This window comes from Micromonospora sp. NPDC048909, from assembly GCF_040649635.1.
GTDB lineage: Bacteria > Actinomycetota > Actinomycetes > Mycobacteriales > Micromonosporaceae > Micromonospora.
This window is the reverse complement of sequence record NZ_JBEZFU010000020.1, coordinates 13,135-34,861: the sequence shown is the minus strand read 5'-3', so window position 1 is coordinate 34,861 and position 21,727 is coordinate 13,135. Positions and strand designations below refer to the sequence as shown.

The 21,727-nt window shown below is 68.5% G+C and carries 22 protein-coding genes and 1 tRNA gene; 11 read left to right on the top strand and 12 right to left on the bottom strand.

Going from position 1 to position 21,727, the window contains the following annotated elements; all coding sequences use genetic code 11:
• The first annotated feature begins 139 nt into the window (after positions 1–139).
• Both AB0C04_RS31045 and AB0C04_RS31040 read left to right on the top strand, forming a co-directional pair.
• Positions 140–213 (top strand) — tRNA-Pro (locus AB0C04_RS31045).
• 457 nt (positions 214–670) lie between these two features.
• The gene (locus AB0C04_RS31040) at positions 671–1,237 is read left to right on the top strand and encodes a hypothetical protein (RefSeq protein WP_357061698.1); all 567 of its coding nucleotides are present in this window, start codon (positions 671–673) and stop codon (positions 1,235–1,237) included.
• Here AB0C04_RS31040 and AB0C04_RS31035 read toward each other — a convergent pair.
• Both AB0C04_RS31035 and AB0C04_RS31030 read right to left on the bottom strand, forming a co-directional pair.
• Positions 1,136–2,035 (bottom strand): alpha/beta hydrolase, encoded by a 900-nt coding sequence (locus tag AB0C04_RS31035; protein ID WP_357061696.1) that lies wholly within the window; start codon positions 2,033–2,035, stop codon positions 1,136–1,138. The two genes, AB0C04_RS31040 and AB0C04_RS31035, sit on opposite strands and share 102 nt — an antisense overlap.
• A 23-nt stretch (positions 2,036–2,058) precedes the next feature.
• A complete protein-coding gene (locus AB0C04_RS31030) occupies positions 2,059–3,009 on the bottom strand; it encodes a patatin family protein (RefSeq protein ID WP_357061693.1) in 951 nt (316 codons plus the stop codon).
• 250 nt (positions 3,010–3,259) lie between these two features.
• On the opposite strand from AB0C04_RS31030, the gene AB0C04_RS31025 reads away from it, so the two are divergent.
• A complete protein-coding gene (locus AB0C04_RS31025) occupies positions 3,260–4,051 on the top strand; it encodes a helix-turn-helix domain-containing protein (protein ID WP_357061690.1) in 792 nt (263 codons plus the stop codon).
• Between the two features lie 152 nt (positions 4,052–4,203).
• On the opposite strand, the gene AB0C04_RS31020 is transcribed toward AB0C04_RS31025, so the two are convergent.
• From AB0C04_RS31020 to AB0C04_RS30995, 6 genes are all read right to left on the bottom strand, one after another.
• Positions 4,204–5,247, bottom strand: a complete 1,044-nt coding sequence (locus AB0C04_RS31020; RefSeq protein WP_357061687.1) for a DUF6461 domain-containing protein — start codon at positions 5,245–5,247, stop codon at positions 4,204–4,206.
• A gap of 140 nt (positions 5,248–5,387) precedes the next feature.
• Entirely contained in the window at positions 5,388–5,915 is a 528-nt protein-coding gene (locus tag AB0C04_RS31015; RefSeq protein ID WP_357061684.1) for a hypothetical protein, read from the bottom strand.
• Between the two features lie 377 nt (positions 5,916–6,292).
• A complete protein-coding gene (locus AB0C04_RS31010; protein ID WP_357061681.1) occupies positions 6,293–6,640 on the bottom strand; it encodes a hypothetical protein in 348 nt (115 codons plus the stop codon).
• A gap of 244 nt (positions 6,641–6,884) precedes the next feature.
• Positions 6,885–8,120 (bottom strand): low temperature requirement protein A, encoded by a 1,236-nt coding sequence (locus AB0C04_RS31005; protein ID WP_357061678.1) that lies wholly within the window; start codon positions 8,118–8,120, stop codon positions 6,885–6,887.
• A gap of 289 nt (positions 8,121–8,409) precedes the next feature.
• On the bottom strand, positions 8,410–9,852 hold the full coding sequence (locus tag AB0C04_RS31000; RefSeq protein WP_357061676.1) for an NAD(P)/FAD-dependent oxidoreductase: 1,443 nt from the start codon (positions 9,850–9,852) through the stop codon (positions 8,410–8,412).
• A gap of 1 nt (position 9,853) precedes the next feature.
• Positions 9,854–10,411 carry a hypothetical protein gene (locus AB0C04_RS30995; protein WP_357061674.1) on the bottom strand — a complete coding sequence of 186 codons (558 nt, stop codon included), beginning with the start codon at positions 10,409–10,411 and terminating at the stop codon, positions 9,854–9,856.
• A gap of 252 nt (positions 10,412–10,663) precedes the next feature.
• On the opposite strand from AB0C04_RS30995, the gene AB0C04_RS30990 reads away from it, so the two are divergent.
• The 7 genes from AB0C04_RS30990 to AB0C04_RS30960 all read left to right on the top strand — a co-directional run bounded on the left by AB0C04_RS30990 (position 10,664) and on the right by AB0C04_RS30960 (position 15,912).
• On the top strand, positions 10,664–11,260 hold the full coding sequence (locus AB0C04_RS30990) for a TetR/AcrR family transcriptional regulator (protein WP_357061672.1): 597 nt from the start codon (positions 10,664–10,666) through the stop codon (positions 11,258–11,260).
• Between the two features lie 470 nt (positions 11,261–11,730).
• A complete protein-coding gene (locus AB0C04_RS30985) occupies positions 11,731–12,264 on the top strand; it encodes a DUF6817 domain-containing protein (RefSeq protein WP_357061670.1) in 534 nt (177 codons plus the stop codon).
• A 56-nt stretch (positions 12,265–12,320) separates the two neighbouring features.
• A complete protein-coding gene (gene coaD, locus AB0C04_RS30980; RefSeq protein ID WP_357061668.1) occupies positions 12,321–12,797 on the top strand; it encodes a pantetheine-phosphate adenylyltransferase in 477 nt (158 codons plus the stop codon).
• Between the two features lie 513 nt (positions 12,798–13,310).
• Positions 13,311–13,724 carry a DUF6069 family protein gene (locus AB0C04_RS30975; protein ID WP_357061665.1) on the top strand — a complete coding sequence of 138 codons (414 nt, stop codon included), beginning with the start codon at positions 13,311–13,313 and terminating at the stop codon, positions 13,722–13,724.
• Positions 13,725–13,763: 39 nt separating this feature from the next.
• Entirely contained in the window at positions 13,764–14,117 is a 354-nt protein-coding gene (locus AB0C04_RS30970) for a YciI family protein (protein WP_357061662.1), read from the top strand.
• 20 nt (positions 14,118–14,137) lie between these two features.
• Positions 14,138–15,337 (top strand): RNA polymerase sigma factor, encoded by a 1,200-nt coding sequence (locus tag AB0C04_RS30965; RefSeq protein ID WP_357061659.1) that lies wholly within the window; start codon positions 14,138–14,140, stop codon positions 15,335–15,337.
• Positions 15,334–15,912, top strand: a complete 579-nt coding sequence (locus AB0C04_RS30960; protein ID WP_357061656.1) for a dihydrofolate reductase family protein — start codon at positions 15,334–15,336, stop codon at positions 15,910–15,912. The genes AB0C04_RS30965 and AB0C04_RS30960 overlap by 4 nt, the downstream gene beginning before the upstream one ends.
• Before the next feature lie 203 nt (positions 15,913–16,115).
• Here AB0C04_RS30960 and AB0C04_RS30955 read toward each other — a convergent pair whose 3' ends face one another.
• The gene (locus tag AB0C04_RS30955) at positions 16,116–16,574 is read right to left on the bottom strand and encodes a DUF1801 domain-containing protein (RefSeq protein ID WP_357061653.1); all 459 of its coding nucleotides are present in this window, start codon (positions 16,572–16,574) and stop codon (positions 16,116–16,118) included.
• A gap of 125 nt (positions 16,575–16,699) precedes the next feature.
• Positions 16,700–17,155 (bottom strand): carboxymuconolactone decarboxylase family protein, encoded by a 456-nt coding sequence (locus AB0C04_RS30950; RefSeq protein ID WP_357061651.1) that lies wholly within the window; start codon positions 17,153–17,155, stop codon positions 16,700–16,702.
• A gap of 163 nt (positions 17,156–17,318) precedes the next feature.
• Here AB0C04_RS30950 and AB0C04_RS30945 point away from each other — a divergent pair, with 163 nt between their 5' ends.
• A complete protein-coding gene (locus AB0C04_RS30945; RefSeq protein ID WP_357061648.1) occupies positions 17,319–19,565 on the top strand; it encodes a helix-turn-helix domain-containing protein in 2,247 nt (748 codons plus the stop codon).
• Between the two features lie 995 nt (positions 19,566–20,560).
• Here AB0C04_RS30945 and AB0C04_RS30940 read toward each other — a convergent pair.
• Both AB0C04_RS30940 and AB0C04_RS30935 read right to left on the bottom strand, forming a co-directional pair.
• On the bottom strand, positions 20,561–21,202 hold the full coding sequence (locus AB0C04_RS30940) for a GyrI-like domain-containing protein (RefSeq protein ID WP_357061645.1): 642 nt from the start codon (positions 21,200–21,202) through the stop codon (positions 20,561–20,563).
• Complete coding sequence (locus tag AB0C04_RS30935) at positions 21,174–21,719, bottom strand: PadR family transcriptional regulator (RefSeq protein ID WP_357061641.1); 546 nt, start codon at positions 21,717–21,719, stop codon at positions 21,174–21,176. The genes AB0C04_RS30940 and AB0C04_RS30935 overlap by 29 nt, the downstream gene beginning before the upstream one ends.
• Positions 21,720–21,727: the final 8 nt, after the last annotated feature.

Below are 21,727 nucleotides of genomic sequence, written 5' to 3'. Positions count from 1 at the left end.
TTTACAGGTGGTGGGGTGGGTCGCGCGGGAGCCGGTGCGGCGCCGCGCCAGCCGGCGGGACGAGTGGGGCCTGTGCGGACGAGGGGGAGATGCTGCGCTAAGCTGTACCGGCTGTCGCGGGGAGATCGCGCGGGAGCATCGGGACGTGGCGCAGCTTGGTAGCGCACTTGACTGGGGGTCAAGGGGTCGTCGGTTCGAATCCGGCCGTCCCGACGCAGGTCAGAGGCCATTCGGAATCTTCCGGGTGGCCATTTCTGATCTTGTATTGCAGCGAGATACAGCAACGGCTCATTTGATCCGGGCTCTGGCCGAGCTTCCGCAGGGCTTCCCGGGTGGCCTTGGACGAGACTTGGCTGTAGATCTCCATCGTGATCGAGAAGTCCGCGTCTCAGGATCGCCAAAGCGTTCCGCGACACACGTCCAGGTCGACCAGTGGCGAACCACAGGTGCGGCGGGCGTTGTGAGCTTCGCCGGCTCTTTCCCTCGCCGCCTCCTTCTGCCGATGGCGGCGGCGCGGCGCGGTCACGCAGATGGCCGGCAGGTAACGCTGCGTCAGGCGGTAGACGGCGGGGTCCTGCCGTGGAAGCTGACGGGACTCTGCTGGCGAATCCGTCCCGCCGCCAGAGTCTCTGGCCCAGGACCCGAGTCGATCTGCGGTAGCCTCCGCGGCATGGGTTCAACCTGGTCGATGACCAAGCGGCTCGGTCTGTTGTGGATCGTCGTAGTGCTGCTCGTTGTGCTATTTGCGCACGGACTACGTGCCGAGTACCTGCCGATCGAGGCGCTCACCGCCAGCGTCTGGGCGGCGCTCCTCGGCATGGGCGCATTGGTCGCGAGCCGGCTGGCGAGGTGGGGGCACGCCAAGAGTGCTGTCGTGCTGCTGTGCGTCGCGACCCTGGTTGCCTGCGATGTGGCGGTCGTCGTCGACAGTGCGCTGATCTATGACGGGGCCGGTTACTGGACGCTCAACGATGGTGTTGGTCTGCCGTATTCATACGCGCCGCTGTGGTATCCGGCCTCGCTGCTGCCATCGTCGTGGGAAATCTTTGGCGTCGATCAAACGGCTATCACCGCAGGCGATTTCGAGTGGCAGACGGAGCACATCGCTCCTGTGGCCGTGGTGCTGACCATCGCGTCAGCCGTCTTCATCGCGTCCGTGGTGAGGGCGCTGTTCGAAAGCCGGCAGGCCAGCGAACTCCACGACCAGCCGGGCCAGTTCGGACGGCTGATCCTCTGACACGAAGGTATACGAATCGGCGACCGTGACCAGTCGGGCGTCGGGCAGGGTTGCCGCGAGTCGTTCGAAGAGCCGGGCAGGGAAGATCCGATCGTCCTGCGCACGGACCAACAACACCGGCTTGCTGAATCCGATCAGCGCCTGGGCAGCGGCCAGCGTGTACCTGTTGTGCACACCAACGATGAACCGCCTGGCGTCTCTGCGAATCTGCCGGCTGTCGTAGATTGGCCGTAGGTAGGAGTCCATGATCTCTGCGGGGATGCCGCGCTTGGCCAGCCAGCCGAATGCAGCCGGCCGGCGCTGCACCATCGGCGGCCGGAGCAGTCGGCTGGCCAGCCAGACCGCACCGGGCAGCCGAACCAGCTCGGGTAGCGAGGTGAACGGCTCGGGCAGGAAGTACTCGAACGCGTCGCACGGGGTGAGCACAACACGGCCGAGCCGCTCCGGATGGTTGGCCATCAGGATCTGCGTGAGTGCGCCGCCGGTGTCGTTGGCGACCACGGTGACGTCAGTCAGGTCAAGCGCGTCGAGGAACTCCGCGATCAGCGTGGCGACCCCGGAGGGCGTCAGGTCAGCGTCGGCCGGCATGGGCAGCTGGTGCGCGCCGAGCGGCCAATTCGGCGCGATGCAGCGAAAGCCGGCGTCCGCGATGGCCGGCGCGACTTTGCGCCAGAGGTTGGCGTTGACCAGCAGACCATGCACGAACACGACGGGCGGGCCGGAGCCGCGCTCGGCGTAGGCGACCCGCCCGCTGGGCAGGGCCACGGTCTTGCCGGTACCAAGGGCTGTGTCGAGCATGCGGACCTCCCCGGGAATCGATGTCACCTCGGGGCGAACCTCATAGGGGCATCTTCGACGCAGCGGAGTTCGTTCAGTGCCGCCTGCCAGCCTGTGTCGACAGCTGCGCGAAGCAGGTGTGGGCGTCGCTCGGTACGGCCGATCTTCGCGCTGCCGATCGGTGGGCGGATCTGCAAGGTCGAGGGGTGGGACGCCAGGAGCTGCTCTTCCTCCGCTCTGATGGCTTCGCGGCGCAGCCACGTCTCGGTGGCTCCCGGTGCGCGTCGGGCGAACCATCGCGACATCACCAGGCGCTCGGCGCGGGACGGAGCTGACGCAACCTCATCCGTGCGTCGAGTACGCAGCGCAACGATATGGGTGGCCTTCTGGGCGAGTGCTGTCCGTACCGGGACCGCCTCGCTCAGCCCGGCGTCAACGAACGGTCGCCCGTCGATCTCGATCGGTTCGCCTGCGAGAAGCGGCATTGCAGTCGACGCGCGCAGCGCGGCCTGCAAGCTGGATCGGTCACGGATCTGTCCGTGCAGATCAATGGCCTGGCCTGTGAGCGCGTCTGTGGCGATCGGGTGGAATTCAACCGCGCTGTCCAGGATCTCCTGGAACCCCATCGGCAAGATCTCGGTGTACACCGTGTGGACAAGGAAACGAGTGTCCACGATCGGCAGCCGGCGCAGTGCACGCCTTGGGTTGATGGTCGTCCGCATGATGATCGGATCCCACCAGGCGTGCTTGCTGCTTGCCGCGCGACCGCACAGCAGCCACGCTGCATTCAGCGCTCCCGCGGAGCTGCCGTAGACGGCGTCGAACAGTGGTAGCAGCCCGAGTTGTTCGACGGCGATTGTCATTCCGCTCGAGTAGGCGCCACGGGAGCTGCCGCCTTCGATCAGTAGTACCAGGCGCGCGTCGTCGCTGCGTTGTCCGGGAATGCTTGCTTCTTGCATGCGGTCACGTAGCAGCTGAAGGACAGTGGCGGTCACCGGTGCACCTTTTTCTTTTGATGCCGATTCTTTCAATAGCTGCCCAGGTTCGGGTGAATGCGACTGCGCGACACTCAGGGCACCCCGCCCCGTATCTGCAGGCCGGGGCCGTTGCGTGGTGTCGAAGAGGGGCATTCTTGGTTTGTCCCGAGCTTTGGGGGTGTCGCCATCCTGCCCGCTGGGGGGACGCAGATGCGAATACCTGGCAGGTACTCGTTTCGACGCGTGCCGCCCGGCTATCGTGCGTCTCGTGACAGCTGCGGACGTCGGACACCTGATCCGCCGGCAGCGGGGGCTGGCTCGGCGCAGCCAGATGGACCTGGCGCACGAGATCGGCATCTCACCCCGCCACCTGAGCTTCGTCGAACTGGGCAAGTCGAAGCCGAGTGTCGGCTTGCTGATGAAGATCGCCGAGCATCTGGACCTGCCGCTGCGCGAGCGCAACGACTGGATGCTGGCGGCCGGATACGCTCCCCGCTATCCGGAGACGCCGCTCACCGGGCCGGCGCTTTCCCGCATCCGGGCCTCGGTGCAAGCGCTCCTGGACACGCACGACCCGTTCCCCGGCCTCGCAATCGACCGGCAGTGGAATGTGCAGCTCAGCAACCGCGCTGCACGCCGACTGGTTGCCGGCATTCCTGAGGACGTGAGGGGCGCGCCGATCAACATTTTCCGTATGGCCCTGCACCCTGCCGGACTCGCCGGCCGTACCCGAAACTTCCCGCAATGGTCGGCCTACCTGCTGCGCCGGCTCGATCGGGCCGTCGTGCGGACCCAAGACCCCCGCCTTGCCGCACTCGCCGACGAGATCGCGACCTGGCCCGCCATCCCGGAACGCCACACCTGGGGCCGCCTTTCCTCAGACGAAGCGGACGACCCGGTCCTCTCATGGCGGCTGGAGCTCGGCGGTGAGGAACTATCGATGTTCAGCCTCCTGAGCACATTCGGGACCCCGATGGACGTCACCCTGTCGGACCTGTCAATCGAGCTGTTCTTCCCTGCCGACGAGCAAACCGAGACCATCCTGCGCCGCCACTCTTAGGTCGACTTCGAGGCGAACGCCCACGAGCCTGCGCTCCACCGTCGAGTAGCGGCATTAGCCCGAGATACGGACGGTACCGGCGCCGCCCGTTGGGCAGGCCGGCCTCACAAGGGTTGGCGGGTCGGGCGGGGATCGATTCTGGGCGCGTGGCGCTAGGCAGTGCCGCGCTCGCTGCGGGCGCGGCGCCACAGTTCAGCCCGAATCGTCGGCCACCGCTTGCCAAGCGCCTGTTTGGCGTAATACAGCGTCGCCGGCCGCCCCAAGCGGCCATCCGGTGCGCCGACCGTCTCGGCGAAGGCCAGACCGGCGAAAAAGCGGCGGGTCAGCCGCTCGCGCTCGGGGAAGCCCGTCGCGCCTGTCCTGGCCTCCTCCTGTAGCCGCAGCTGCATCACCCTGATGTCTGCCCATGCCGCCTCGCGGGTCGGCCAGTCGTGCGTCAGCGCATCAAGAATCGCACCGACCACGGGCTCGTCGCGCAGGCCGTGCTCGTCGGCGAGCAGGCCGAGCACCCAGCGCACGGCGGTGCGGTGGGCAGGTTCGCCGGCGATGAACAGCAGGGCGGCCAGGTCCGGGTCCTCAGGGGCGAAAATGCCCGGTGGGCGTGGGTCGTCGGGGATCGGCCTTCGCAGCACCACCATCGGGTGCGGCTCGTCCAACCAGGCCGCATCGAGCCGGATCCCGGTGCGCCGCTCCACCAGAGCCAACTGCGCCGAAGAGGACAACAGGTCGTCGGCGAGCCCGCGCAACGCGGCGCGATCCTCGTCCAGAGCGGTCGGCTGCTCGCCGCTGGGCTGGTCGTCGTCGATGTCCTCTAGGCGGGTGAGCAACCGGCCGAAGGCGGCGTAGCTGAACGAGCCGCGAGCGTTGATACCCCACCAGGAGCTGTGCACGATCGCGCCGTCGGACAGCCACCGCAACACCTCGTCGCGGGAGCCCTCGCTGCCGAACCGCTCCACCATCACCACCGCCGACCCCACCTGATCAAGATGCACCGCCCAGTCCGGGGTATCCCCCCACACCGTCTGATGCTCGATCTCGTCCGGGTCTGCGCCCAGGCGGCGCGCTATCTCGGGCACGGACACGGGCTTGGTCAGCGGCTGAATCACCGTCCAACACAACGACTCGACCAGGGCTATCGTCGCTTCGGGGTGCACATCGAGCAGCCGCCGGTACCGCGCCACGTCCTCATCGGTCACTGCCCCGAGCCTCCCCAGCGGCCGTGTCATACGGCCAGCAGCATTATCACGGCGAGCATTCTCAGCGATCAACCAGCATCGACGCGCATGACTCGCCAGCGCGCTCGAATCCCGGCCGACCCGCGTGCGATGGGAGCCTGCTAGCGGTTACCTCGGCGCGCGGGGCCGCCGTAAAGATGGACACGGTTGTCGACATCGCGGTCCGGCTCGCCGCTCAGAAACCGGTCGTGTGCAACATCGCCGTTGCTGACGTGGACCACCCAGTCCTCGTAGTACCAGCTGGGGTCGCACGCGCAGTCGGTGAACCGGAACCGGAAGTTGGCTCTGTACCGGCCGACCTGCCCGTGCGTGAGGGTGAACAGCCGGGTCGACACTCCCGTCCGGGGAAACGCCGCCCTGCCGGGCAGGCGCTCGACGGTTACCGCCGAGCCGTCGAAGGTGAGCCATAGAGTGAGGCTGCGGGCGATGCTCACGCCGCCGGTCAGTACGTCGACGCGTCGTGCGTAGCCGGCGACCTCATCAGCCAGGACGTCGTGGACCACGACATCGCCTGTTGGCAGCGGCGCAGGGAGTATCAACGGGCGGTTGAGTCCTCGACGGGCGTCGGCCTGTGGTGCGCCGCGGCCAGCGGCGCTCCATCGCACGCGCACCCGCTGGATGACGATCACGCCCAAACTATGGCCCACGGGCTGCGCGCCGCGCCAGCCGATATCCGCTTATGCCGCTGGTCGAGCGAATGGACGGCGAGGGCGTCGGGTTCAGACGTAACAGGATTCGTCGGGTGACGTCCTCACTTGCCGATGACCGAGCGGTGAGTCAGCCATGACGCCACTTTCCCAACCCGACGGCGCCCACTCCGCCGCCGTGCGGCTGCGGGAGCTGATCGGCGAGCGTGGTTGGACCGGGTGGACTCGGGTTGAGCAGCGCGAGCCCTGAGGCGTCACGCCGTGCCCGCGCCCGTGTCTGATAAGGCGCACTGCGCTGCCGGCAGCCGTGCCCGTCGCCCGTCGGAGCCATCACTCGTCGCGGGTATGCCCAAACGGCGTCAGCCCGGATCCTCGCATCGGACACCGACGCTTACGATCTCCCCGCTGCGGACGAGTTCTCGGATCGCTGTGGCCATGGCCGATACGCCCGGTCCGGGCACGATCAGCTGATCAACGGCCCAGAAGTAACTGCCGTTCGCGACTTCACCGGTCTCCTTCCATTCCGCGAGCAGGCGGCGGACCTCGTCGACGGTGAGGATCGTCAGCGCCCAACTAGAGCCGTCAGGAAGATCGACGAAGGCATCCACGCTGGCCACGGAATCCGCGGTACCTGTGTCGGGATCGAGGAGGATCCGTGCCACGAATGTCGGCTCCGTGACGGTCACGTACGGGTCGGCAGCGCCCATGGCTGTCCATCCTGCCGCACGTCCACGACTACGTCGCGGTTCGCGGGTATCGCGCCACGCGATCTGCTTGCTGGCATCCGCTTCTGCCCCTCTGGGCGGGCTGGCGTTCATCGCCGCTGGTGACCCACGGTGATGTATGACTAGGCGGCCACGGCTGGCGAGTCGCGGGTGCCTGATCCCGCCCACAAGACAGGTGAGTTGATACAGCTGCGGGGCGACGGAGCGCTTCAGGTAGCCCGCGCGATCACGCCTCGGACCCGGGGCTGCCGGGCGTCTCCCGCCCAATCGGCGAGGCGGAATCCTCCAGCGGCTGCTGCCGATTTCGCAACGCGTCGAGCAGCGCGACAAGGACCAGCACTCCGGCCACCACGCTCAGTGCGACCATCGGCGACCAGCGGGCCAGCACCGTCGTGACCAGCAGCAGGACCACCAAGCCGATCATCCGCGACCGGTAGACCCGGCCGAAGATCTCGTAATCCAGCCGTACCCGAGCGAGGAGGAAGAGCGCCGGACCGCCCACCACGAACAGAAGCCACGTCGGTCGCAGCGGCCCGAACGGATGGGCGATCACCAGCTCGTAGCCGACCGCGGTGACGAGCACGCTGAGCACGATCAACGCGTGCGTCCGTTCCGTCGCCGTGCCCAACCGGCCGGGCATACGCGCCCGACCCAACGCCTCGGTCAGCAACAGACCGGCGCGGTGAAAGTAGATCCGCCACAGCAGCGCGCTGGTGGCGAACGCGACCACGAAGGCGGCTGCCCGCTCCGCGGAGTAACTCATGCCACTGAAGACGACGCCGATGACCGCGATCGACTCACCGAGCGCGATGAGGAACATCTGCTGGTGACGTTCGGCCAGGTGCCCCCCGGCGATCCGCCAGTGACCCACCGCGGCAGCCCCGAGCCGCGGCAGCGGCCAGCCCAGGGCCCAGGCGAGATAGTCCACGGCAAGCGCGGCAGCCCATAGCGGCAGGCGGAGCCGGTCCGGGCCCAACGCGCCGACCAGCCAGAGCGGCGCGGAAAGCGCTGCCCATGCGGCGAGGCGAAACGGCACCAGCCGTCGTGGATGGCCACGCAGCGCGGCAGCGACCACCAGCGGCCGCACCACCATCACCAGCAGATACGCGACCGTGAACGGCAACGCCCGCTCCTCCATGGCGCGCGGCAGCGTCACCGCCATCACCAGGGCGGCGAACATGGTGCCGACCACGACCGCCTGAATGATCGACCGCTCCGGCTCGTAGCGACTGGTGATCCAGGTGGTGTGCGACCAGATCAACCAGAGCGCCAGGAACAGCAGCAGGGTACGACCGAGCCCGGCAACGAGCGTCCAGCCGGTGTCGCTGCCGAGGTCGGCGAACCGTTGCGAGACCCGGGTGAGGGCGACAACGAAGGCCAGGTCGAAGAAGAGTTCCAGGAACGTGGCGCGCCCCGAACTCGTCGCAGGGCGCAGCAGTTCGGCACCGCGTCCCGCCACCATCGTCCGCCCCCGTCCGCCCCTGTGGCAGCAACGAGTCGGCGGCCGACAGGGTTGCGTCGGCCTCTGCTGGTGTTCCCCTCGCCCTCATCCGCCCGCGGGCCCCGGGAGTGGTTTCCGGTACTCCGCGATGAACACGCAGACGGTCCCGAGGGGCTCACGGTCGAGGAGCTGCAGCGTCCGTGACCCCCGCATCGGTGGGGTGCCGAGAAAGCAGCCGCTGGCCGGCGCCACTTCAGCGCGCCTCGTCCCGCCACGAACCGCGACCGGTCGAGGGGTACTCGGCTCGCCGTCAGCGGCCGTACGCCTCCAGCAGGCGCAGCCAAACCTCGCTGACCGTCGGGAACGCGGGAACGGCGTGCCACAACCGATCCAGCGGCACCTCGCCGACGACCGCGATCGTCGCCGCATGCAGCAGTTCCGCGACGTCGGGACCGACGAGTGTGAAGCCGACGATCACCTGCCGGTCCTCTTCGACGACCATCCGGGCGTGCCCCTGGTATCCCTCGGCGTGCAGAGCGGATCCCGCGACGGCGGCCAGGTCGTAGTCGACGACCCGGATCCGCAGCCCGGCGGCCTCGGCGGCGGCTGCGGTCAGCCCCACCGACGCGATCTCCGGGTCGGTGAAGACGACCTGCGGCACCGTACGCTCGTCGGCCGTGGCGACGTGCCGGCCCCACCGGCCGTCGTCGACCTGCTCGCCCTTGGCGCGCGCCACGATGACGTCGCCCACTGCGCGAGCCTGGTACTTGCCCTGGTGGGTCAGCAGTACGCGCCGGTTGACGTCACCGGCGGCGTACAGCCATCCGTCGCCGATCAACGCCCCGTCGTCGTCGACGACCCGCAACGTGTCGTCGACCGTGAGCCACGCACCGGGCTTCAGGCCGATCTTGTCGAGACCGACGTCCTGCGTGTTCGGTGTACGGCCGGTCGCGACGAGGAGTTCGTCGGCTGCGATCTGCTCGCCGTTGGTGAGCGTGACGTGCACCGTGCCGTCGCCGTCCCGGTTCACTGACGCGGCCTCGGCGCCGAGCCTCACGGACACACCGGCTTCCCGCAACGACTGCGTGACCCGCTCGCCGACGAACGGCTCCGCCAGCGGCAGCACACCGTCACGGGCCAGCACCGTCACCCTGGATCCGAGACTTGCGAACGCGGTCGCCATCTCCGACGCCACCACGCCACCACCGATGACGGCGAGCCGACCAGGAATGTCGGTCACGGCGGCAGCCTCCCGGCTCGTCCAGGGTGCCGCCTGGCCGATACCGGTGACGTCCGGGATCAGTGCCCTGCTTCCGGTCGCGACGACGACCGCATGCCGGGCGGTGAGCGAGATGCTCGGGTCGTCCTCGCCGGTCCACACCTCGACGACCCGGTCGGAGCTGATCCGTCCCTGGCCGCGATACAGCGCGATCCCGGCCGAGTCGAGCCAGGACACCTGCCCGTCGTCAGACCAGTTCGAGGCGAAGGAGTCGCGATGGCGCAGCACGGCGGCCGCGTCCAGGTCGCCCGTCACCGCCTCACGAGCGCCGGGCAGTTGGCGCGCCGCCCGGAGCGCGGTCGCGCTGCGCAGCAACGCCTTGGTCGGCATGCAGGCCCAGTATGAGCACTCACCACCGACCAGTTCCCGCTCGACGATGGCTGCGGTCAGGCCGCCCTGCACGACCCGATCGGCGACGTTCTCCCCGACCGGCCCCGCGCCGATCACGACCACGTCGTAGGTGGCGCTGTCCATGTCAGATCGCCTTGGCGGCGCGACCGAGGCGGATGGCCGAGATGAGGAAGAAGATGGCGCCGGGAATGGCGTAGCCGATCGCGTTGGTCAGCACCGGGTTGTCCGCGGAGGCAGCGGCGATGAACGATCCGCCGGCGAGGACGGAGATGCCCCCGCTGATGATCATCGGCCACTGGCCGCCCATCCCGCGGCGGTTGACCGCCACGATCAGCTGAACCAGTCCGGCCACGACCGCCCAGGCACCCCACACGCGCAGGACCGCCGGGATGCCGGACGCGCCGGCGAAGGCCAAGCCGACTGCGGCGAGCAGGCTGACCGCGACGTTCACGTACAGCAGCGTGGATGATCCGGTGGCGCGCGACGCGCGGGCGTCGATGACGGCGGCGGCCACGTCGAACAGCGGGTAGATTACGAGCAGCGTCACGGCCAGCGGCCCGAGGTGCTTGGCGGTCGTGAACATCACGAGGGCCCAGACGATGGCGAACGCGAAGCGGACGAAGTAAAGCCGCCGCAGGGTGGACGCCGTCGTCGAGATCCCGGGTGCGGTAACGGTGGTCATGGTGTCCTTCGGTGGGTACTGAGAGGGGAAACGGCGCCCAGCGGGCGCCGCGGGCCGGAAGCACCGCCCTGTAGAACGGTCGTTCTACCTAGCTAAATGATGGCGACTTGGCGCCGACTTGTCAAGACAGAACGTTCTACCCCTTTGCCTACCCCCGGGCTGGGAGCGGCCGTCGAGGCCATCCGCGAGGACTGGCCGAGCCCGACGGGCCGAAGGTGCAAGACTGAACGTTCTATTCGCTACTATGGGCTCATGGCACGTAGCGAGACCGTCATCCGGCCGTCCGAGGCGCGACAACGGCTTCTCAACACGGCGACCAGGATTTTCTACGGGGAGGGAATCCACTCGGTCGGCGTCGACCGGATCATCACCGAGGCGAAAGTGACCCGGGCCACTTTCTATCGGCACTTCCCCGGCAAAGAGGATCTCGTCCTCGCCTATCTGCAGGCAGCCGATCAAGCCATCCGCGGCCAGGTGGACACGGCTATCACCGCCGGCCTACCGGCGCCCGACACCCTCCGGGCCGTTGCGGAGTCGATTGCCCAGGGCATTCAGTCCGCCGGCTTTCGCGGCTGCGCCTTCCTGAACGCCGTGGCCGAGTATCACGATCCCGACCACCCCGTGCACCAAGCCGTCCTCACGCATCGACAGTGGTTCCTCGACACGATCAACACCTTGATGGCGAGCATCGAGAAAACCGAGGCCGAGCCCGCCGCGCAGCACTTCGTCATGCTCCGCGACGGCGCCATGGCGGCCGGCTGCCTTTTCGACCCGGTACTGATCTGCGAAACCTTCCTCCGCGGCGTCGAGGGGCTCATCCGGACTCATGCCGCACGCCAGCCATCCTGAGCTGCGGTCAGCCTGCGTTGCGCGCCGACCGGGGGCCGTCGAAGAGGATCGCTGTGATGCGCCGGCTTCGTGCTTCCAGCCGTCCATGGCGCGCGTGCCGCAGACGTCCCTCAGTGCGCGCAGCATGGTACGTCCGCTGACGTCGCCACGAATGGTGCCGGCTGCCCGCCCGCCTCAAGCCGGTAGCCGTAGGTGGTTGCGGAGTCTCCGTCGTGGGTTCAGTGGACGGCCGGTAGCCGGCAGCTGAAGAGCGGACGCCGGCGCTGCCCAACGCGGGCGGCATCGCCCACGTCCGGTTCTTCGAAAGTCTGTGCGGACCTTCTATTTCTTGATCTCGTAGCCAGGTGGCATTGAGGTGCTTTGGGTCTGCCGACCCTCAGGGGCAAGTGCCAGACGTATCCACGGCGCTGTGACATATTGCCCACACCCAGGGGCCAGCGAATCCGACAGCCGATACCTACAGTCGGGCCATGGGCACCGACAAAGGCGTGCGGGTCTGGCTCCGCCGGCATGGAGCTGAGCAGATCGCGCATCCCGGGGGCAACCTGTACGCCCACCTGTGTCGAGTCAGCGAACGACTCGCCGTGCTTGGCTGCAGCAGTGAAGTGCAAGCCGCGGGCCTTACCCACGCCGTCTACGGCACCGACGGGTTCGACCTCGCCCTGCTTGATCAGGCCGATCGTGCTGTGCTACGGGACCTCGTTGGTGCCGACGCCGAGGAGCTTGTCTATCTGTATGGCGCCTGCGACCGTAGACGCAGCTGGCGGGAGCTGGCAAAGACCGGTCAGGTGTTCGACCGCTTCGTACGTCAGGTGAGAACGCCGAATGCGGCTCAACTTCGGTCGCTCATGGACCTGAGCATCGTCAACGAACTGGACGTCGTCGAACACGATCCCGCGGTGGCGGACCGGCACGGTACCTACTTCCGGGAACTGTTCGCCTCCTGGGCCCCACTGGCATCCGAGCGGGTCATCCGCGATGCGCAGCGGGTCTTGCGGCCGTGACGACCGAACCATCGGCAGGGCCACGTTCGACAGCGCGCACCCCCGGTCGCGTACGCGTGCGAGCCGTCTACCCCGGCAGCTTTGATCCCTTCACCCCAGGGCATTTGAATGTCGTGAAGCGGGCGCGCGACCTCTTCGACGAAGTGGTCGTGCTCGTCGCGGTCAACAGCATCAAGCATCCGGGCACCAACGAAGAGGAGCGGGCGGCCGCTGTTCGGGCCATCCTGCCGGTCGAGTGGACCTCCGTCACCGTTACGGCCTGGAGCGGGTTGACCTCCACCTACTGCCGTCGCCTCGAAGTAGGAGTGATCGTCCGCGGCGTGCGTAACACCACCGACCTTCGGACCGAGTACCAGCTCGCCGCGATGAACCAGTCGCTGGGTGTCCCCACGGTATTTCTGCCTGCGCAGCCAGAACTGGCCGCGGTGTCCTCGACCGCGGTGCGCACGCTGGGAACTGGCCCTCGTCCACGCGGCCGTAGACTGCCGGACATTGGCGAACCCCTCGTCGGACCGCCGCCAGATAATTCTTGAGACTGCCGCGTCAAGAACAAGTGACGTTGGAGTACTAGGCGGACGGCGACGGTGGCCAGGATCAACCCGGTGACCTGCTCGATCCGTGCCTTACCCGCGGGCGGCGTAGCCAGCGGCCGAGACGCGCGCCCGCTGGGTGCCCGCTCGTGCCGCCGAGAGTGCGCGCCAGGTGCACGAAGCGCATCGCGCCGCATGGTCGGGGTCCAAGGCCGAACGGCGTGCAACGGTGGATTCTGGAACTGGGTCTCGTCGGCATGGTCGACGAGGTCGGTAGCAGCGGCCACGCGGAGGCTGTGGTGAAGGTCAGGTTCGTGGCGCGCGGCTCATCGACGCCCAGAGCATCACCGGCCTATCGTCGGGTTCGTCCGCTATGCCCCGGAACTGCGTCGACGTACACCGGAGTCGAATGTCTTCGAAAAGATCTGGGCGTGCTTGTCGATTGGGGTTGATCCTTTTCGTAGCCCTGGTGAGAGCCCGGCGCCGAGCCGGTCCACACACCTCCTGGAGGGCACGATGACCACCACTGCGAACACGACCCGCGCCACCACGTCGAGCATCGGTGCGCTGATCCGGACCGGTGTCATCGCCGCGGTTGCCGCGAGCGCCGCCACCATGGCCGTCGCCGCCGCCGGCCACGCGGCAGGGATCAGCCTCGACATGGGTGGCGCCCCGATTCCGGTCGCGGGGTTCGGCGTGCTGACCGCTGCCTTTTCGCTGATCGGCGTGGTCATCGCCGCGCTGCTGTCGCGTGTCGCCCGGCGTCCGCAGCGCACGTTCGTCCGCACAACGGTGGTGCTGACCGTCCTGTCACTGGTGCCGGACGTGATCGCCGACGCCGGGGCGGCCACCAAGGCGCTGCTGATGCTCACCCACCTGGTCGCGGCCGCGATCGTGATCCCCGCTGTCGCGCGCCGCCTGACCGCCTGACCTGTCGCCATCGCACCGTCGAGCTACCGGAGGACCGTCATGAAGCAGTACCTGATTGCCGTGCATTTCGTCGAGGGCGCTCCGACGCCGTCCGACGAGGAGATGCAAACCATGTTCAGGGAGACCGATCGGATCAACGACGAACTGCAGGCCGCCGGCGCCTGGGTCTTCGCCGGCGGACTCCTGTCGCCGGACAGCGCCACCGTCGTCCGGATCGAGAACGGCACCACCACCATGAGCGATGGTCCATTCGCCGAGACGAAGGAGCACATCGCCGGATTCTGGATCATCAAGTGCGCGGACCTGGACCAGGCGCTGGCTTGGGCCCAGAAGTGCGCGGCGGCCTGCGGCCCGGTCGAGGTGCGCCCCTTCGATGACCTGTCCCAAGCCTGATCACAAGCCGGTCACGCGACATGGACCTGGCGAGCATCTACCGCGCGGAGTACGGCCGCTGCGTCGCCACCCTGGCCCGCCTCCTCGGTGACATCAACCTCGCCGAGGAGGCGGTCCAAGACGCCTTCACCACGGCGCTGCAGAAGTGGCAGACCCCACCGCCGAACCCGGGCGCCTGGATCGTGACCACCGGACGCAACCGGGCCGTCGACCGGCTCCGCCGGGAGTCGACCCGCGAGGCCCGGCACGCCCAGGCCCTGCTGCTGCACCAACAGGACGAGCCCCAGGAGGTGGGACCGGTGAAAGACGACCAGCTGCGACTCATCTTCACCTGCTGCCACCCGGCGCTCGCTCCTGATGCGCGGACCGCCCTCACGCTCCGCCTGCTCGGCGGCCTCGAAGTACCGGAGATCGCCCGGGCCTACCTGATTCAGGAGGCGACCGTCGCCCAGCGGATCGTGCGCGCCAAGAAGAAGATCCGCGACGCCGGCATTCCTTACCGGGTACCTGCCGAACATGAGCTGCCGGACCGGCTGCCGCCGGTGCTCACCGTGCTCTACCTGATGTTCAACGAGGGCTACGCTTCCACCGCCGGACCGCTGATCAGAAGGGACCTGTGCACCGAGGCGATCCGGCTCGCCCGCGAGCTCGCCGCGTTGATGCCCGATGAGCCCGAGGTCCTCGGCTTGCTCGCCCTGCTGCTGCTGACCGAGGCGCGCCGCCCAGCCCGGCTCGACCCGACCGGCGAACTGGTGCTGCTGGTCGATCAGGACCGGTCATTGTGGAACCGGACACTCATCGCCGAGGGCCACGACCTGGTCCGCCGTTGTCTGCGGCGAAACCGGCCCGGCCCATACCAGATCCAGGCCGCGATCAGCGCGGTGCACACCGACGGCGCCGCCACCGACTGGCCGCAGGTCCTGGCACTCTACGACCAGCTCCTCGCGCTCGCGCCGACTCCGATCGTCGCGCTCAACCGTGCGGTCGCCGTCGCCGAGGTGCACGGACCGGCGGTGGCCCTCGCCGCGCTGGAAGACGTCGATCTCCCGGGCTACCACCGGTTGCCCGCCACCCGGGCCGAACTGCTGGCCCGGCTCGGCCGTGACGCGGAGGCCCGAGCCGCCTACGACCAAGCCATGGCACTGGCCACCAACGAGACCGAGCGCGCCTTCCTGCAGACCCGTCGTACCGAACTCGCACGCACAAGGAGAGCACCATGACCGCTACCTACACCTTCGACGTCTTCTCCAGCCTCGATGGCTTCGGCACCAACAGCGGCAACTGGGGCGGCTACTGGGGTAAGCAGGGCCCCGAGTTGCTCGAGCACCGCCTCGCCTTGTACAGCGAGGAGCAGCGCATGGTCTTCGGAGCCGAGACGTACCGGGTGTTCGCGCGGATGCTGGCCGCGAGCACCGAGGAGTCCGAGGTCCGTGACGCCTGGGTCACTCGGATGAGGAGCCTCCCGGCGACGGTGGTGTCGAGCACGCTGGAAGGACCCCTCGACTGGCCGGACGCGACCGTTGTGAGCGGTGACGCCGTCGACGCCGTCGCCCGGCTCAAGGAGGAGTCCGAGGTGCCCTTGCGCTCGCACGGCAGCCTGTCGTTGAACCGGGCGCTAATGGCCGCCGGTCTGGTCGACCGCGTCCAGGTGACGCTTTTTCCGGTGATCACCGGTCAGACCGGGACGGAGCCGATCTTCCAGGGGGCGGCCGACTTCGACCTGGAGCTGACAGAGAGCCGGACACTCGACGGCCGCACCCAGGAACTCATCTACCGGCCGACCCTGCACGTCTGAGTCCGTCCGTTCACCTCCACCCCCGCCACGCGGTCGAACCTGACCCGCAGCTTCCGCCATCGCCGTAGGCGAGATAGGTGCTTCGGGACGTACCCCTCTGCTTGTGGTCACGGCCCTGGCCGTGTCCGGATCTTCCGCGATCCGCCAATACAGCTGGTCAGCCGGCCCCATCGGCGCCGGCTGACCAGCTGTACGTCCGGTCCTCAGCTCACCGCCTGCTTCACGAGCGCGCCGACCCTCGCCTCGTCGTCGGCGGTCAACTCGGTCAGGGCGAACGAGGTCGGCCACATGGCGCCCCCGTCGAGGTTCGCCCCGTCACTGAAGCCGAGCGTCGCGTACCGCGTCTTGAACTTCGCCGCACTCTGGAAGAAGCAGACGACCTTGCCGTTGCGGGCGTACGCGGGCATCCCGTACCACAGCTTCGATGTGAGGACCGGCGCGTTGGCCTTGATCACGGCGTGCAACCGCTCGGCGATCACCCGGTCGGACGCCGACATCTCGGCGATCTTCGCGAGCACGTCGCTCTCCGTGTCGGGCTTGGCGCCCCGCCGGGCGCTCGTCTTCCGCTCCTTGGCGCGCTCCTTCATCGCGTCGCGCTCCTCTTCGGTGAAACCGTCGTACTTCTCGCCGTTCGCGGTGATGGTCTTCGTCGTGGTCGACATGACAACGTCCTCTCTCTGTGACACGTGGCTTCGGGCGGTACCGGTCAGTGGAGCCCTGTCCGAAGGGCGGAGCCCACCGAGGTCTCAGCGTTGATCGAGATCTTCGGTTCTGATCAGGAACAAGGTCACCACTTGCCCGCCTGCTGGCGGGTCGGCGCGTTGAGCCGGTTGAAGGCGTTGGCAATCGCGATGTTGAGCAGCAGCGCGGCCAGCTCTTTCTGGTCGAAGTGCTTGGCGGCCACGTCCCACACCTGGTCCGGCACCGGGTCCGGCTGGTCGGCGAGCCGAGTCACGGCCTCGGTCAGGGCCAGCGCGGCGCGCTCCTCGTCGCTGAACCAGGGCGTCTCCCGCCACGCGGCGACGGCGTGCACCTGGTCCGCGGTCGCGCCGTGCTGGCGGGCCTGGTGGGCGCCCCCGGCCACACACGGCCCGCAGCCGTTGATCTGGCTGGCCCGCAGGTGGCTCAGCGCCAGCAGCTTGCCGTCCACTCCGGCGCCCGCGATGACCCCGTTCACGGCCATCAGGGCCTCCATCGCCTCGGGGATCAGAACCGCCGGGTTCGGCATGCGCTCGGTCGACATCGCTTCTCCTTCGTCGTCGGTGTTTCTGACAGGAGTCATCCGACATCGGCGTGCCGGGCCCCTCGCGGTCCGTGGGACACTGTGGGACACATAAAACCCCGTCTAGCAGCGCAAACCCGCCGCCGATCCGTTAGCGCGGACCGGGACGGGTACGGTGTTGCACGTGTCCAGCCCCCAGGAGCGACTGGTGGCTCAGCTCGCCCGGATCAAGGAGCTGAGCGGGCTCAGCCTTCGCGCGCTCGCTCGCCAGACGGGTCTCAGCAGCTCCTCGCTGTCGCGGTACCTGAGCGGTCAGCTCGTGCCGCCATGGGAGGCCGTCGTGGCGTTGTGCCGGGCCGTGGGCCGCGATCCCCGGCCACTGCGCGCGGTCTGGGCCGAGGCGGCCAGAGCCGGCGCGGCGCCCACCCCGCGCCGCAACGACCTGCCAGCCGACCTGTTCGACTTCACCGGCCGGGAGGCAGAGTCCGCGCTGGTCGAAGAGCTGCTGTGCACCGTCGGCGCGGCCGCGATCGACGGCATGGCCGGCGTGGGCAAGACCAGCCTCGCCGTGCACGTGGCTCATCGGCTCGCCCCCACGTTCCCGGACGGCGGGCTCTACGTCGACCTGAACGGCTTCACCCCGGGCCAGGAGCCGCTGGAGCCGCATGCCGCGCTGGGCCGGTTACTGGGCGCGTTGGATATCGCGCACCCCCCAGCCGGCACCGCCGAACGCGCGGCGCTCTGGCGGTCGGAGTTGTCCCGCCGGCGGGCGCTCGTCCTGCTCGACAACGCGGTCGACGCGGAGCAGGTGCGCCCGCTGCTCCCCGGCGCGGGGAAATCCGCGGTCCTGGTCACCAGCCGCCACCGGCTGGTGAGCCTGGACGGGGTGCCGCCGGTGTCGCTGGAGCCACTGGCCGACGCCGACGCGGCGCACCTGTTCGGCCGGGCAGCCGGGCTGGCGCTCACCGAAGAGGAAGCGGTCAGCCAGGTGCTGCGGCAGTGCGGCGGGCTCCCGCTGGCGCTACGGATGGCGGGCGCGCGGCTCTGTCACCGTCCAGGCTGGACGGTGGCGGTGCTGGCCGAGCGACTGCGCGCCACCCCCAGCCGCCTCGACTCCGTGTTCGCCATGTCGCTGCAGCAGCTCGACGCGGTCCAGCGCCGCATGTTCCGGCTGCTGGGCGTCCTGCCGGGCGCCGACTTCGACGCGGCGGTGGCGGGCGCCCTCACCGACATGCCGCCCGACCGGGTCGGCGCGGGGCTGGAGGAGTTGGTCGACGCCCACCTGGTCCAGGAGCCCTCACCCGGGCGGTACCGGATGCATGACCTGATCCGGCAGTACGCGGCGGACATCGCCGCCGCCGAGGAGCCGGAGGCCGAAGCCGCTCTGCGCCGGGTCCTGAGCCACTATCTGGCGCAGGCCGTCGCTCACGATCAGACACTGCCCTCCCCGCACCGTGGCCAACCCTCGCCGGGCGATCCGGCGAAGGCCCTGGGCTGGTTCGACCTCGAGTACGTCAATCTGGTGGCCTACTTCGACGCCGCCGTGCGGCTCGGCGTGGACGAGGTGGTGGCCGAACTGCCGCAGGCCATGCGGGTCTGGTTTTTCCGGCACCGCGGAACCGACGACCAGGCACGACTGCTCGAAGCCGCCGCGGCCGCCGCGGCACGTCTCGGCCGCGACCAGCAGCGGGCTTCGCTGCTCGCCGACCTCGGCTACGCCCGCGCCGCCGCCGGACGCCTCACCGAGGCGCTCGCTGCCTACGAACTGGCGGAGCAGTCCGGGCCGGACGATGATGTCGCAGCTGCTCTGGCTCTGCGCATCGGCTTCGTACGCCGGGATCTGGGTGACCTCGAAGCGGCGCAGGCGCAGTTCAGGCGGGCACGCACGCTGTTCGAGAAGATCGGACGCCCCGCCGGGCAATCCCAGGCGCTGGCCTTCGACGGCTGGGTGACACTTCACCTCGGGCGGCACAGTGAAGCCGTCGAACTCGCCCGGGCATCCGTCGCCCTGGCGGACGGGCCTGCACAGATCACCGGGCTGGTCACCCTCGGTGTCGCACTGGCACCGGACGACCCGGCGGAGTCGCTGCGAACGCTGCAGAACGCGTTACAGCTGTCCGAGCAGAACAATCTTCAACACAACCAGGCGTGGTGCCACAACTATCTCGGTGTCGCGCTGCGGATCATGGGTTCACCCGAGAAGGCGCTCGAACACCACCGGCGCACCTTCGAGCTGCTGGAGCCGCTGGCCGAGGTCCAGTTGGAGGTCGACTTCCTGCACACGTACGCCGAGACGTGCCGCGCGGCGGGTCGCTATGACGAGGCGCTGGCGCTGCTCGACCGGACCATTGAGTTCGCGCGTGAGCTGGGCCGGCCGCACGACGAGAAGCTCGCCCAGGCGGCGCGGGAGATCGTGCGCGCTGCCTGCTGAACCCTCACCACCGTCCGTACACTTCGCTCGATCGCCGACCAGGCCCTCGAGCGCTCGCTCGTGCCGATCAGCGCGGATCGCTGCGAATCCGATCATCATGCCCCGGCCGCTGCACGCCGACGAGACGCGTCCCGCTGACCCGCTGACCCCGGACGACCAGCCGGCCTGCCACCAGGTGGAGGCCTTGCAGGTCGTGCGTACTCATTTGCCGCTGACGAGGCGCGGCGTTCGGGGCGGCGGTCGGGGGCCCGGTGCCAGGCCGGTTGGGGGAGCGGGTTGGAGCAGCCGATGTGCTTTTCGTCAGCTCCCTGCTGGCGAGCCTGATCGGGGTGCTCGCCTGGCCAGGCCCTACGGCGGCCTGCGTCGGCGTCACTCACAGCGTGCGGAAGATCCAGCCGGTTCCCGCACGTCAGAAGATCGTCTCCTCGCTCTGAGGCACACCGGGGGAGGGGCCCATGCTCGTCGAACGACGCGGCGGGTGTGCTCCTCGGAGTCCGGCATCAGGCGCCCATGAGGACCAAGGCGTTTCCGTGCCCCAGCCGTTCGGCGGCCGTGATGACCGAAGCAGAACACCGTCCGCAACGAGCACGGGGGCGGCATCTACGTCGGTAGCGGCACTGTCGTGCTGTGGCGCAGCCATGTCGACCAGAACAAGGCCGCGGGCGGGAATTCGCTCGCCGGTGGCATCTACAACGACGGCATGGTCCACCTCACGGAGTCCACGGTCGTCCAGAACGTTGCCACCCTGCCGCCCGGCGGGATCTTCACCAGCAGCACCCAGGCCGTCCGGCCCCGCCCGAGTCTCGATCAACCAGATCGAGCCCACGGCGGGGCCGGATGGCTTACACAACACCCGCGCCAGCACGTTCGGCGACCGAAGATCCGGCGGCCAAACCTACCGGCCGCTGGTTCAACCGGCGGCCACCCAAGCGGGGGAGCAGTTCGGGAGCGTCCGGCGTCGACATCTGCACACTGGGCGTCGGCCATGCTCCCCCTCACACCTCGGTGTCGATGGTGACTGGCTGTCTGAGGATGGTGCGCTGCTTGTCGGGTGCGACCTTGCGATAGTCGCTGAGGTAGATCTCGTGGTGTGTTCCGGCCATGCGAAGCCCGTTGCCGGGGATGAACCCATGATGCAGTTGTGCGAGGACATCGGCCTCGTCGTCGAAGGAACCGATGTGCAGCGTCTGCACGCACCGCCCCTCGGACAGCGTTTGGAGGCGGACTTCGTCGAGACGCGCCGGCCGGTGCTTGGCACCGGTTTGCTCGACGGCGGTGGTGAACATGGTCTGGTTGATCCAGTCGGGGACCATGAGCATCAGCGTCCAGTCCCACCGCGACTTGTCCCGTGCCACTGTGAAGTCAGCCATGTCCTCGGCCCACCACAGGCCTTCCAGCGGCGGGACGACATAGTCGCGCCCGAGGTCACGCTTGCTGGCGAACTTCAGCTTGTACGCCACTGGGTAGAGCGCTTCGACCGCCTCGGTGAAGGCGGGCGAGGTGTTGGGGTCGCCGTGGCCGTCGGTCATGAGGTACTGCATGTCGGGTACGTCGACTATCCGGAACCGGCCTCGTTGCGCTCGGTAGGCGTCAAGGGTCTTCTTGAAGTCAATCTTGTCGTCGGTCTTCTTGGTCATGGGGCACCTGGACTCGGGTGGCGAGCCACTGCCTTTCTGCGTCCATGAGGCTCAGGGAGTAGGAGAACACCTCACGCGCTGCGAGCGGGAGGGTGGCTTGTGCCTGCTGCGCCGCCCGGACTGCGGCGATCCGGGCTTCGAGCTGCGCCAGCCGGGTGCGCAGTGCCTGTGCGTACTGCTGCGTCGAGAGCAGGGACAGGTTGGCGACGCCGACCAGCAGTGGGTGTGGGACTGGTCGTGCCTCAGCGACGAAGGCCAGCGCGTTACGTGCCGCAACCCGGCGGCCCTCGGTGGTGGCGTGGAAGACGCGCCGGGATTTGGCGGCGGCCGGAGCCTCCGGGACATGGAGCAGGCCGCGCTGCTCCAGCTTGGTGAGCAGGTAGTAGATCGAGGAGAACCCGATGTCGGTCCACTGCCGTATGCCGCGCTGCTCGATCACCTGCTCCAGGTCGTAACCGTGCTGCGGCCGTTCGATGACCAGGCCCAACACGGTCAGCTCAGCGGGAGTCAACTCCACGGCCGTAC